This window comes from Nocardia sp. NRRL WC-3656 (assembly GCF_000720265.1).
GTDB classification, from domain to species: Bacteria; Actinomycetota; Actinomycetes; order Mycobacteriales; family Mycobacteriaceae; genus Nocardia; species Nocardia nova.
On record NZ_JOJF01000018.1, the window covers coordinates 153518 to 168312 of the forward strand.

Here is a 14795-nt window from a genome sequence, read left to right on the forward strand (position 1 = left end):
CGACGGTACTCACGACATGATCTCCTCTGCTACGTCTTCGGTTTCGGATTCCTCGATCGGCTCTGCGGGCGTGCCGGTCAGCGACAGGAACACATCGTCGAGGCTCGGCCGGGTCACCTCCGCATCCACCACACACACTCCCGCGTCGTCGAGCCGGCGCAGGGCCTCGACCATGGTCCTGGTGCCGTCGCCGACCACGATCGAGACGTGATCGGCGCCCGGTTCGTGGATCGGCTCGCCGAGGCCGACCTCGCCCAGCACCGACTTCGCTGGGCCCGGATCCTGCCCCTCGGCCAGAGTCACGGTGAGCCGGTCGCCACCGATCGAGGTCTTCAGTTCGTCGGCGGAGCCGCGCGCGATAACGCGGCCCTTGTCGATCACCGTGATCCGGTCGGCCAGCTGATCGGCCTCCGCCAGATACTGGGTGGTCAGCAACACGGTGGTGCCGTCGTCGACCAGATCGCCGATCACCTTCCACATGTCGAGCCGGCCGCGCGGGTCCAGGCCGGTGGTCGGCTCGTCGAGCACCACCACCGTGGGCCGGGCCACCAGCGCCCCCGCGAGGTCCAGGCGACGGGCCATACCACCGGAGTAGGTACCCGCGCGCCGCCCGGCCGCATATTCCAACCCCAGCGCCGAGAGCAGTTCGGTCGCGCGCTCGGCGGACTTCTTGTGGTCCATGCCGTACAGCCGGGCCACCATGCGCAGGTTCTCGAATCCGGACAGGTTCTCGTCGACCGCGGCGTACTGCCCCGAGAGGCCGATCCGGGTGCGCACCCGCGCCGGATGATGCACCACGTCGACCCCGGCGACCCGGACATTGCCGGAGGTCGGTTTCAACAGGGTGGTGACTATTCGGACCGTCGTCGTCTTACCGGCGCCGTTGGGACCCAGCAGACCCATCACGGTCCCCGATGGGATCTCCAGGTCGATGCCGTCGAGTACCCGCGCGTTACCGTAGGTCTTGACCAGATCGGTCACTTCCACTGCCAAACTCACAGCGTCTCCTCCGTGTCGCCGCCGGCGGCGGCCTCGAGTTGTTGCCGCAGCACCGGACCGATGACGGCCAGCGCTTCCGGTGTCGTCATGCCGGAATGCCGGCAGCGCAGTTTGCGGTCGTCGATCACACCCGTCACGAACGGTTCCCAGGCCGCGGCGCAGCGCTCCGGATCGGCGAGGTTGACCTCGTCGTCGGCGGCGGTGAAGAACAGCAGATCACCGTCGAAGACGCGCGGCCGGAATCCGTTGGCCTGCACCGTGCCGTTGGCGTATCCGGTGTAGAGCCGCTGCAGGTGGTCCATCGTCAGCGCCGCGAACGGGCCGGGGCGGCCGCGCAGCAACTCGGCCGCCTCCTCCAGGGTCAGCCCCGGATCCACGCCGTTGTCGCCGCCGAGCAGATCGCTGCCGAATTCGCCGATGATGTCGGCCACGCCCGGCATCGCCTGGTCGAGCCAGCGGTCGCCGAGCTGGTAGCTGTCCATCATCGCCAGCAGCGCCACCTGCTGGCCCGCCTCCTGCAGCTGCACTGCGATCTCGTGGGCGATCAAACCACCCAGCGACCAGCCGAGCAGATGGTACGGCCCGTCCGGCTGCACCGAACGCATATGCGCGACATAGTCTTTCGCGGCCGCCCGGATCGAGTCGTGCTCTTGCTCGCCGGTGATGTGCGGCGCCTGCAGCCCGTAGACCGGGCGGTCGCCGGGCAGATGCGCCAGCAGGCCCGCGTAGCACCACGACAGGCCGATCGCCGGGTGCACGCAGAACAGCGGCGGCAGTGTGGCCTCGGCGGCGGGGCGGATCGGCAGCAGCGGCTGCATCGCGACCGCCAGCACATCCTTGCCGGAGGCCGCCAGCTGCCGGGCGATGCCGGCCGGGGTGGATTCGGCGAACATCAGCTGCACCGGCATCTCGATCCCCGCGGAACGCAGGTGCGCCACCACCTTCGTCGCCAGCAGCGAGTTGCCGCCCAGATCGAAGAATCCGTCGTCGGCGCCGACCTTGTCGACTCCCAGCACCTCGGCGAACGCGTCGCAGACCGCCGTTTCCATCGGTCCCGACGGCGCGCGGTAGCCGTGCTCGGTGGCGAAGACCGGTTCGGGCAGCGCCTTGCGATCCAGCTTGCCCACCGGGCTCAGCGGCACCGACTCCAGCAGCATGATCGATTGCGGCACCATATAACTCGGCACCAGGCCGGCCACATGGGCGCGCAACTGCGCCGGCGTCGGATCGGCGCCGGTACGCGGCTTCACATACGACACCAGCGCGGTGGCGCCCGCGGCGGTCCGGTGACCGATCGTGGTGGACCATTCGACCTGTGCGTGGCGGTGCAGTGCGGCGTCGATCTCGCCGAGTTCGATGCGGAAGCCGCGAATCTTGACCTGGTGGTCGGTGCGGCCCACGTATTCGAGTTCGAAGCGGCCACCGCGCTGCACCCAGCGCACCAGATCGCCGGTGCGGTACATGCGTTCGCCGGGCTTGCCGAACGGATTGGCCACGAACCGCCCGGCGCTGAGCCCGCTGCGGTTGTGATACCCGCGCGCCAGCGCCGGACCCGACAAGTACAGCTCGCCGACGACGCCGGCCGGGGTCGGGTGCAGCCGCTGATCCAGGACCGCCGCGTGCACACCGCGAATCGGTTCGCCGATGGTGATCGGCGCACCCGGCGTGATCGGCGGGGCCATCAGCGTCACGATGGTCGTTTCGGTCGGGCCGTACACGTTGTGCAGGTTCCGGCCGGGCGCCCACCGCGCCACCAGCTCCGGCGGCAGCGCCTCGCCACCGACGAGCACGTGCCGGAACGAGTCGAGTCCGGCCGGGTCCACCGTGCCGAGAGCGGCGGTGGTGATGAACGCGTGGGTGATGTCCTCTTCGGCCAGCAGTCGTGCGAGCTCCGCACCGCCGTAGATCCCGGTCGGGGCGATGACCAGTGTCGCCGCCCCGCCCAGGGCGAACAGCAGATCGAGCATCGCCGCGTCGAAGCTCGGGGTGGCGAAGTGCAGCACCCGGCTGTCGGGCCGCACGCCGAACCGTTCGGCGGTTTCGGCGGCGAAGTTCGACAGACCGCCGTGGGTGACCACCACGCCCTTGGGGGTGCCGGTCGAACCGGAGGTGTAGATGACGTAGGCCGGGTTCTCGATCCGCAACCGGCCCCGCCGCTCCGCCGGGGCGATCGGCGCCTCGGAGGCGCGCAGCACGTGCTCCTGCAGGTCCGGTCCGTCCAGGTCCATCCATTCGGCGCCCGCGGGCATCCGCTCGCGGTGGGCGGCGAGCGTAATGCCCAGGGTGGCACCTGAATCGGTGAGCATGTGGGCGATGCGGTGTTCGGGATAGTTCGGGTCCACCGGCACGAACGCCGCACCGGCCTTGGCCACCGCCAGGGTCGCCGCCACCGACTCCATCGACCGCGGAATACCCACGGCGACAAGCATTTCCGGTCCGACCCCGAGGGCGATCAGCACCCGGGCCAGGCGGTTGGTCCACCGGTCCAGCGCACCGTAGCTGATCTCGGCGTCTTCGGTGCGCAGGGCGATCGCCCGCGGATCGGCGGCCACCGCGGCGGCGAAGACCTCGGGCAGCGTCCCCGGACGGCCGGCGAGCGCACCTCGCACGGGCGCCAGCGTCGACCACTCGGTGGGGTCGAGCAGCTCCAGATCGCCCACCGGCAGTTCCGGATTCGCAGCCGCCGCCTGCAGCAGCCGGGCGAAGCGGGCGCCGAGGCGAGCGGCGCTGGTGTCGTCGAACAGGTCGCGGGCGAAATTCACCGAGACGGTGATCCCGGCCGGTTCCCGCTGCTCGGTCCACGATTCGGTGAGGGTGAACTGCAGATCGAATTTTGCGATCCCCGGATCGGCGTCGCACGCCTCGATCGTCAGCTCCGGCAACTCCAGGCTGCGCACCGGCTGATTCCGCACCGACAGCATCACCTGGAACATCGGGTGGTGCGCCTGCGAGCGCGCCGGATTGAGCACCTCGACCAGCCGCTCGAACGGCACATCCGCATGCGCGAACGCCTCGAGGTCGGTATCGCGAACCGCGCGCAGCAGATCCGCGAAGGTCTGCGCGCCGCTGACCGGCGTGCGCAGCACCAGGGTGCCGACGAACATGCCTACCATCGCGTCGAGGGCCTGCTGCCCGCGTCCGGCGATCGGAGTGCCGACGGTGATGTCGTGCTCGGCGCTGATCCGGTGCAGAAGCGAGGCCAGCGCGGCATGCAGGACCATGAACATGGTGACGCCGTGGCGGGCGGCGACCGCCTGCAGTTCGCTGTGGGTGACGGCATCGAGGACGCAGTCCACCGTGCCACCGCGATAGCTCGGCGTCGCCGGGCGGCGCCGGTCGGTGGGCAGCGGCAGGAGTTCGGGAATGCCGTCCAGCGCCTCGCGCCAGTAGTCGAGCTGGCGGCTGATCGGCGATTCGGGATCGTCCTCGGCGCCCAGCGTGTCCTGCAGCCACAGCGTGTAATCGGCGTACTGGACGGGCAACTCGGCCCATTCCGGCGCCGACCGGGACGCGTACGACCGGTACGCACCGGCGATATCGGCGGCCAGCGGCTCCAGCGACCAGCCGTCCATCGCGATGTGGTGGACCACCAGCACCAGTACGTGATCGTCGGCGGCGATCCGCAGCAGCTGCGCGCGCAGCGGTGCGGTGGAGGCGAGGTCGAATCCGGCCGCCGCGAAAGTCCGTACGGCACCGCTGATTTCGCCCTCGTCGACGTCGACGACCGGCAGCGCCACCGCGGCCTCGCCGGGTGCGAGCACCCGCTGATGGGGCTCGCCGTCGACCTCCGGAAAGACCGTGCGCAGCGTTTCGTGACGTCGCTGCACCGCATGCAGGGCCGCGTGCAATGCCGCCACATCCAACGCGCCATGCATGCGCAAAGCGACCGGCACGTTGTAGACGCCGGACAGATCGTCGGCCGAGGTGGCGTTGAAGCGGTTGAGGAACCACAGCCGCCGCTGCGCCGCCGAGAGCGGCACCCGGGCGGGGCGATCGCGCCGCGTCAGAGCGGGGCCGTGGTCGCCGTCGCGGGCGCCGCAGTCGAGCAGGGCGGCGAGTTCGGCGACGGTCGGGGCGCCGAAGACCGAACGCACCTGCACCCGCACCCCGGTGGCATCGCTGAGCCGGGCCACCAATTGCGTTGCCAGCAGCGAGTTTCCGCCGATCTCGAAGAAGTTGTCGTCGGCGCCGACGGATTCGGCGCCGATCAGCTCGGCCATCACCCGCGCGACCAGGCGTTCGGTGTCGGTGCCCGGTTCCCGCGCCGCGGTGGTGATCTGCTGCGGTTCCGGCAGCGCGTCCCGGTCGAGTTTGCCGACCGGGGTCAGCGGAATCCGTTCCAGCACGGTGACGCTGCTGGGCACCATATGCGCCGGCAGGTGCGCGGCCACATGGTCTCGCAACGCCTCGACATCGAGTTCGGCGCCGGGCTCGGCGGGCTGCACATAGGACACGATCCGCGGTGTGCCGGCGATCGTGCGCACCTCGGTGTGGGCGAAACGCAGCGCCGGGTGCGCGGCCAGCACCTCGGTGATCTCGCCGAGTTCGATGCGGAAACCACGCAGTTTCACCTGGTGATCGCTGCGGCCGAGGTAGACGATCTCGCCGTCGGCGCGCCAGCGCACCACATCGCCGGTGCGGTACATGCGCGCGCCGTCGGGTCCGTACGGGTCGGCGAGGAATCGCGCCGCGCTGAGGTCGGGGCGCTCGAAGTAGCCGCGCGCGACCGACTGGCCACCGAGATACAACTCGCCCGGGACGCCGACCGGGACGGGCCGCAGCCGCTCGTCGAGTACGACCGCGTGCACCCCGCGCACCAGTGAGCCGATGGTCACCTGGTCACCGACCGCGATCGGGTCGGAGATCGTGACCACGATGGTCGTCTCGGTCGGTCCGTACCCGTTGAACAGCATCCGGCCCGGCGCCCACCGCTCGATCAGATCCGTGCCGAGCGCCTCGCCGCCGACCATGATCGAGCGCAGATGTGGCAGCGGCCAGCGCCGGTGGTCGATGGTGGCCAGTGCGGAGGTGGTCATGAAGGTGTGGCTGATGCGTTCGCGATCCATCAGGGCGGCCAGCTCGTCGCCGCCGTAGATATCGGGCGGGCAGATCACCATGGTGGCGCCCGCGCCGATCGTCAGCAGCAGATCCAGCATCGCCGCATCGAAACTCGGGCTCGCGAAGTGCAGGGTGCGGGCGTCACGGTCGACGCACATCCGTTCGCGGATCTCGTCGGCGAAATTCGACAGCCCGGCGTGGGTGACGGCCACGCCCTTGGGCTTTCCGGTCGAACCGGAGGTGTAGATCAGGTAGGCCAGATCGGTCGTCCACGCCGTGCGCAGCCGTTCGCCGCCGGTGATCGTGCGCTCGTCCTGGGCGTCGAGTTCGGCGCACAGCACCGGGTCGTCGAGTAGCAACCACTCGGTGGCCGGCCCCGAGCCGTTGCCCTCGGTGGCGCGGGTCAGCCGATCCCGGTGGACGGTCACCGACAGTCCGATCGCACATCCGGAATCGGTGAGCATGTGCCGGACGCGGTCGGCCGGATAATTCGGATCGACGGGGACGAACGCGGCACCCGATTTGGTGACGGCCAGGGCGGCGGCCACCGATTCGATCGAGCGGGTCAGCCCGATGGCCACCCGGTCGCCGCTGCCGACGCCGCGGGCGATGAGGGCGCGGGCGAGCCGATTCGAACAGCGCTCCAACTCGGCGTAGCTGAGCTCGTCGTCGCCGCTGCGGATCGCGGTGCGGTGCGGATGCAGGTGCGCGGTGGCGGTGAAGTAGTTCGCCAGGCTGCACTGCGGGGTGGCGGCCGGGCCGCGGCGCGGGGTGAAGTCCGTGCGTTCGACGTCGGTGCGGGCGTCGATGTCGCGCACCGGAATCCGCGCATCGGCGCTGACGGACTCCAGCACCAGCAGCAGCCGCTCGGCCAGCGTGCGCACCGTGTCCTCGTCGAAAAGTTCCGCGGCGTAGACCATTTCGAGGTCCCGGGTATCGGCGGGCACCCGCAGTTCCAGATCGAACTTGGCCACCGCGATGTCGAGTTCTTCCGCGCGCAACCGCAGGCCGGGCAATTCCAGGGCCGGCGGCGTGGTGTCCTGCACGGTGAGCGCGACCTGCAGCAGCGGCCGCCGCCCGCCGTTGCCGCGGCCGAGTTCCTCGACGATGCGCTCGAACGGCAGTTCCGCATGCGACATGGCGGAGAGTTCACCGTCGCGGTCGGCGCGCAGCTGATCGGCGAAGGTGTGGTCGGGGTCGACATCCGAACGCAGCATCAGGGTGTTGACGAACATGCCGACCAGGTCGTCGAGGCGGGTGTCGCCCCGCCCGGCCACCGGCGTGCCGATGACGATGTCGCGGCCGCCGGTGACGACGCGCAGCACCACCGCCAGCGCCGAGCGCAACACCATGAACAGACTCACGCCCTGCGCGCGGGCCAGCTCCTCGAGCCGCTCCCGCAGCTCTTCCGGCATCCGGATCCGCACGGTGCCGGCGCTGTTGGTCGGCTGGGCCGGGCGCGGCCGGTCGTAGGGCAGCGGCAGCTCCTCCGGCAGGCCCTCGAGGGTCTCGCGCCAGAACCGCAGCTGCACCGCCGCGGCGCTGGCCGGATCGGATTCGTCGCCGAGGCATTCGCGTTGCCACAGACTGAAATCGGCATACTGCACCGGCAGCGGCGCCCAGGCGGGAGCCGCCCCGTCGCGGCGCGCGGTGTAGGCGACCATCAGATCGGTGGTGAGCGGTCCCAGCGACCAGCCGTCCGCGGCGATATGATGGACCACGATGCCCAGCTGATAGGTGCGAATCCCGGTGCGCAGCACCGTCATTCGCAACGGAATCTCCCGGGTGAGATCGAATCCGCGCTGGGCGAGGCCGCGCAGCGCCAGCCGGGCGCCGTGGTCGTCGGTCACCTCGGGTTCCAGCACCGGCAGGCAGCGGTCGGAGTCGAGGACCAACTGGTACGGACCGGCCTGATCCTCGGGGAAGATCGTGCGCAGCACCTCGTGCCGGTCGACCAGATCGGCTACCGCGGCGCGCAGGGCGGGCAGATCCGGATCGCCGTCGATGCGCAACGCGAAAGCGATGTTGTAGGCGCTGGATTCGGGGTCGAAGCGGTTCAGGAACCACATCCGCTGCTGCGGCAGCGACAGCGGAATCCGGCCGGGGCGCGGGTCGTACCGCGTCAGCGCCACCCGGTTCGTGCGCGGCGCGTGTTCCAGGTGCGCCGCGACACCGGCTACGGTGGGCGTTTCGAAAATGGCCCGGACCGGCAGTTCGACGCCGAATTCGGTGTGCAGTGCGGCGGTGAGCCGCGTCGCCAGCAGCGAGTTGCCGCCGGCGTCGAAGAAGCTGTCCTCGGCGCCCGGTACGGCGTGGCCGAGCACCGTGGCGAAGACCTGCGCGACCCGCTGTTCCAGTTCCGATTCCGGCGCCCGGGACGGTCCGGCGGTGGTGAAGACCGGCGCGGGCAGCGCCTTACGGTCGACCTTGCCCGCCGGAGTCACCGGCACCCGGTCCAGCACCGTGATCGCCGCCGGAACCATATAGGCGGGCAGGTGGCGGCGCGCGGTCTCGAGCACCTCGGCCGGATCGATCTCGGTGTCGGCGGCCAGATAGGAGGCCAGCCGGGCGGCACCGTGCTCACCGGTGTGCACGACGGTCATCGCGAACCGCACACCCGGATGCGCGCGCAGCACATGGTCGATTTCGCGCAGTTCGATGCGGAAGCCGCGGATCTTCACCTGATCGTCGGCGCGGCCCAGGAAGCGCAGCACACCGTTGCCGTCGGTCGTCACCAGATCGCCGGTGCGGTACATGCGCTCGCCGCGGCGCCCGTGCGGATTCGCCGGGAACCGGGCGGCGGTCAGGCCGTGGCGGCCCAGATAGCCGCGCGCCAGGCCGGGCCCGGAGATGTACAACTCCCCCGCGACGCCGGGCGGAACCGGACGCAACCGGTTGTCCAGGATGAACAATCGCATCCCACGCACCGGCTTGCCGATGGGGACGGGACGGCCCGCGACCATCGGATCGCTGGCGGTGGCGGCGACGGTGGCCTCGGAGGGGCCGTACATGTTGTGCATGCGCCGCCCGGCGGTCCAGGTGCGGACCAGATCCTCGGGGCATGCGTCACCGCCGACGATGACGGCCTCGAGATCGTCGAGGCCGTCCGGGGATACGGTCGCCAGCGCGGCCGGGGTGATGAACGCGTGGGTGATCCGCTCGTCGCGCAGCAGCCGCGCGAGCTCGGCGCCGCCGTAGAGTCCGGCCGGCGCGACCACGATGGTGGCGCCCGCGGCGAAGCCCAGCAGCAGTTCGAGCACCGAGGCGTCGAACGAGGGCGAGGAGAAGTGCAGCGTGCGCGCCGTGTCGTTGACCCGGAACAGGTGCATCTGCTCGTGCGCGAGCGAGGCGATACCACCGTGGGTGACCACGACCGCCTTGGGCCGGCCGGTCGAGCCGGAGGTGTAGATCAGATACGCCGGATGCGAAATACGCAGCGGCAGTGGACGATCCCGGTCGGTGATCGGCGCGGACGAGACCCGCGCGAGGGCGTCGGTGAGGACGCCCGAATCCATCAGCAGCCAGTCGGCGCCCTGTTTGCGGTGGCGCCCGCGGTGCATCGGCCGCTCCGGCATGGCGGCGTGGCTGCGGGCGTCGGTCACGCCGAGCATCGCGCCGGAATCGGCGAGCATGTGCTCGATGCGTTCGGCGGGGTAGCCGGGGTCGACCGGCACATAGGCGGCACCGGTCTTGGCGACCGCCCAGATCGCGGTGATCGAGGCCAGGCTGCGCGGCAGCGCGATCGCGACCACCACCTCGGGACCGGCGCCGTGTTCGATCAGCACCCGGGCCAGCCGGTTGGAGGCCTCGTCGAGCTCCCGGTAGGTGGTGTCGCGGCCCCGGTATCGGACCGCCACCAGCTCCGGCACCCGTTCCGCGGTTTCGTGCAGCAGCCGCGCCAGGCTCAGCGGCGGCACACCGGGCGCGCCCGCGATCGGCACCAGTTTGCCGACCTCCCGCGCGTCGAGAATCGGCAGATCACCGACCGGGGTCTCCGGCGCGCCGACCGCGGCATCGAGCAGCCGGACGAAACGCCGCGCCACCGACTCGACCGTGGAGTGGTCGAAAACGTCGGCGGCGTAACCGAATTCGGCGGTCAGCGGGCCGTCCTCGGCGTCGGCGGCATCGCTGTCGTGGACGATCAGTTGCAGATCGAATTTCGCGACGCCGACATCCATCGGCAGCACCCGCGCGCTGAGACCGGGCAGGTCGACCCGCAGTTCGGGGTTGTTCTCGTAGGACAGCATCACCTGGAACAGCGGGTGCCGGCCTGCGTCGCGAGACGGGTTGACGACCTCGACCAGCCGCTCGAACGGCACATCGGCGTTGGCGAAGGCGTCGAGGTCGGTTTCGCGGACGCGGTCGAGCATGCGATCGAATCCGGTGGCGGGGTCCACCTCGGTGCGCAGCACCAGGGTGTTGACGAACATGCCGACCAGGTCGTCGAGCGCGGGATCGGAGCGGCCCGCGATCGGGGTGCCGATGGCGATATCGGCGGTGCCGCACAGGCGTGAGAGCAGGCTCGCCAGGGCGGCATGCATGATCATGAACGTGCTGACGCCGCGCTCGACCGCCACTGCGGCCACCGCGCGGCGGGTTTCGGCCGGAATCGTGAATTCGACTCGGCCACCAGCGGTGTCGCGCTGCCGCGGGCGCGGGCGATCGAGCGGAAGGTCCAGCTGATCGGGGAGGTCGGCCAGGGCGGTGCGCCAGTAGGCCAGCTGCCGCGCCAGCGCGCTGGTGGGGTCGGTCTCGTCCCCCAGCAGTTCGCGCTGCCACAGGGCGAAATCGGCGTACTGCACCGGCAGCGGCGCCCACTGCGGGGCCCGCCCCGTGGTCCGCGCGGCGACTGCACCCATCAGGTCGCGGGCCAGCGGCGCCACCGACCAGCCGTCACCGCAGATGTGGTGCAGGACCACCAGGAAGATGTGTTCGTCGGGTCCGGTGGCATACAGCGCCACCCGGATCGGCGCCTGACTGCGCAGATCGAAGCCGTATCCGGCGTATTCGGTGGCCAGGGCCAGCGGGTCGGCACCGGTGGTGTCGATCGGCTCGAGGTTCAGCGGGATCTCGGCGGCCGGGTGGATCACCTGGACCGGGCCGGTCGGCGAATCGGGGAAGGTGGTGCGCAGGCTCTCGTGCCGGTCGAGCACATCGAGCAGCGCGGCGCGCAGCACCTCGACCTCGAGCGGTCCGCTCAGCTCGACGGCCAGCGGCATGTTGTAGGCGCCGGCGTGTTCGGCGAAGCGGTTGAGGATCCACAGCCGCTGCTGAGCGAGCGAGAGCGGAATGCGTTGCGGCCGTGGGCCGGCCACCAGTTTCGGAGAGGACCGGTCGACGCCGTGCGCGCCGATCCGTTCGGCGAGCTGGGCGACCGTCGGCGACTCGAACAGATCCCGGATGGTCAGTCCGGAACCGAAGGCGGCGTTGATCCGGGCCACAGCCCGGGCGGCCGACAGCGAATTGCCCCCGAGGTCGAAGAAGCTGTCCTCGACGCCGAGACTCTCACAGCCGAGGACCTCGGTGACGAGGGCGGCCAGCTGACGTTCGGTGGCCGTGCGCGGCTCGACGATGCCGTCGCCGCCGCGGCGCGCGGGCGCCTCCGGTGCGGGCAGCGCCTTGCGGTCGATCTTTCCGTTGGCGCTCAACGGCAATTCGTCGAGCACGACGACCACCGTCGGCACCATGTACCCGGGCAGGACGCCGCGCAGGTCGGCGATCAGCGCAGCGCTGTCGACGGTATGTCCCGGTGCGGCCACCACGTAGCCGACCAGCTCGTCACCGGCCGGGGTGGTGTGGGCGACGCAGACCGCGCGGGCGATCCGCTCGTCGGCCAGCAGCGCCGCCTCGACCTCGCCCAGCTCGATCCGCTGCCCGCGGATCTTCACCTGAAAGTCACTGCGCCCCAAGTATTCCAGGGCCGCGGGCAACCGGTCGGCACCGCTGGCGGGCGGGATCGGATCCATCCGCCAGCGCACCAGGTCGCCGGTGCGATACATGCGCGTGCCGGGGGTGAACGGATTGGCCACGAAGCGATCCGCGGTCAGGCCGGGCCGGCCCAGATAGCCGCGGGCCAGCTGCACGCCGGCCAGATACAGTTCGCCGACCACACCGGGCGCGACCGGCCGCAAGGTCTCGTCGAGGACGTAGACCTGGGTGTTCCAGACCGGCGCGCCGATCGGGATGACGTCGTTCTCCGGCGCGCACGCCCAGTACGTGACGTCGACGGCCGCCTCGGTGGGCCCGTACAGGTTGTGCAGCTGCGCCCCACCGGCCGATGCCGCCGATCCGGACCGTCGCGCACCGGGAACCACGGCGTGGAAATCGCGGACGGTCGCCGCCGGCAATGCCTCACCGCTGCAGAACACCCGGCGCAGTCCGCCGCAGCCGCGCACATCGGTATCGGTGACGAAGACCGACAGCATCGACGGCACGAAATGGGCTGTGGTCACGTTCTTTTCGGCGATGATCCGCGCGAGATAGGCGGGATCGCGGTGGCCGTCCGGCGCGGCGATCACCAGCCGCGCGCCGATCTGCAACGGCCAGAAGAACTCCCACACCGACACATCGAAGGTCGCGGGAGTCTTCTGCAGGACGGTGTCGCTGTCGTCGAGTGGATACCGGTGCTGCATCCACGCCAGGCGGTTCACGATGGCGGCGTGGGTGATGCCGACGCCCTTGGGTTTACCGGTGGAGCCGGAGGTGAAGATCACGTAGGCCAGGTGGTCGCGGCGCAGCGGTGCGCGCCGGTCGGCGTCGGTGATCGGCGGTTCGGCGCCGGACTCGTCGGTGCCGAGTTCCTGGACGTCGATCACCGCGACCTCTGCGGGGAAGTCGACCTCGTCCCGGGCCGCGGTCAGCACGCACAAGGGCGCGGCCTGTTCGAGGATGTGCGCGGTGCGCTCGGCCGGATGATCGGGATCGATCGGCAGATAGGCCGCCCCCGCGCGCACGATCGCGTACATGCCGACCGCCAGGTCGAGGCTGCGCCGCATGGCCAGGCCCACGACCGTGTCGGGTCCGGCGCCGCGGGCGATCAGCATGCGGGCCAGCCGGTCCGCACGCTGCCGTAGTTGTTCGTAAGTCAGTGTGTCGCCGTCGAATTCGAGTGCGATCGCATCCGGCGTGGCCCGCGCCTGCGTGCCGAACAGGTCGGCGAGCGTGCCCGGCTGCTCCGGCACCGCGGTCGCGTTCCACTGCCGCAGCACCTCGTCGCGTTCGGCGTCGGTGATCACCGGCACCGCCGCGACCGGATCGGCCGGATCGGCGGTCAGAAATCGGTTCAGGTAGCCGAGAAACCGCTCGTGGTGGCGCGCCAGTTCGGCCGTGCCGTAGAGCTGCGGGTTGGCCTCGAAATCGACGTGGATGCGCCCACCCTCGCCGTTGTAGAGGTTGATCGACAGATCCTCGACCGGTCCGGTCGACAGCACGTTCAACGAGCCGACGAAGCTGCCGAAGTTCAGTTCGCTGTGGAACAGCATGATGTTGACCATCGGCCCGAAGAAGCCGCGGGCATCGCGCGAATAACCGCAGTCACGTCTGATGTCGTCGTGGCGGTAACGCTGGTGCCGCAGGGCGCCGGTGATCTGCAGTTCGGTGGCCTTGACCACGTCGGCGACCGTGGTGCCGGCATCGAATCGCACCCGGATGGGCACCACGTTCGACACCACACCCGCGGAGCGGCGCAGCGCGACCGTGGTCCGCGCGGACATCGGCAGGCTCAGCACCACATCGGAGGTGCCGGTCACCGCGCGCACGTACCCGGCCAGCGCCGCGACCACCAGTGCGGAGTTCTGCGTAGCGAAAGTGGTTGCGGCGGTATCGAGTTCGGCTTCGGTCTCGGCGTCGAGCACGGCCGCGGCGATGCGCCGGCCGGCATCCGGCGTGGACGAGGCGATCCCCGACGACGACAGTGTCAGCGGCTCGCCCACCCCTGCGAGCTGCTCCCGCCAGTACTCCCGGTCGGCGCGGTAGCGGCTCGACTCCCGGTACTGCGACTCCCCGGCGTAGATCTCGGCCAGCGAAGCGGCCCGCGAGACCGAGGGCTCGGTATGTTTCTCCAGGGCGGTGTAGATCTCGGCGGTGCGGGTGAGCGCGTTCATGGCGCCATAGCCGTCGATGACGATGTGGTGAGCGCGGCAGTACCAGATGTAGTCCTGGTCGCCGAGGCGAAGGACGACGTTGATGGTCAACGGCTCGTGTTCGATATCGATCGGGCTGCTGGCGTGCTCGTTCATCCACCGCAGCGCCGCCGCGCGCGGATCGGGTTCCTGGCGCAGGTCTATCCGGGCCCACCCGGGCCGATGCGCCGAATCCACCACCTGCTGCGGCACGCCGTCGATTTCCACGACGCGCAGCTGGCCCACCTGGGATTCCGCGCCGAACCGCTCGATGGAGTAGAGCAGCCGGCCCACGTCGAGATCACCGTGAATTTCCACGTATTGCGCGATGGTCAGTGGCACATCGGGTCGAATCCGCTGCGCGTACCACAGGGCGGTTTGCGCCGGTGACAGAGCGAAGGGTTGTGCTGAAAATTCGCCGGAAGCACATTGGTCGACACGATCGGTGGCCAATGAACCCATCAATCACTCCGTTCTGCCGCTGTATACGCAACTCCCCGGTCCCCGTCCGCGAGCGGAAAAGCGCGCGCCAGCGGGAGGACGTGATCCACGCCCTATGATTCGGAGCCCTGTTGCGGCCGGACTGGTAACGATGTCGTGATCTTCGGCCGCGAACAC

Annotated in this window: 2 protein-coding genes; both read right to left on the reverse strand. The window is 70.2% G+C overall.

From position 1 onward, the window contains the following. Window positions 1–9: 9 nt before the first annotated feature. Window positions 10–999 carry a daunorubicin resistance protein DrrA family ABC transporter ATP-binding protein gene (locus IG65_RS0122970; protein ID WP_030517020.1) on the reverse strand — a complete coding sequence of 330 codons (990 nt, stop codon included), beginning with the start codon at window positions 997–999 and terminating at the stop codon, window positions 10–12. After that, entirely contained in the window at window positions 996–14639 is a 13644-nt protein-coding gene (locus IG65_RS0122975; RefSeq protein ID WP_081879688.1) for a non-ribosomal peptide synthetase, read from the reverse strand. The genes IG65_RS0122970 and IG65_RS0122975 overlap by 4 nt, the downstream gene beginning before the upstream one ends. Between the last annotated feature and the right edge of the window lie 156 nt (window positions 14640–14795).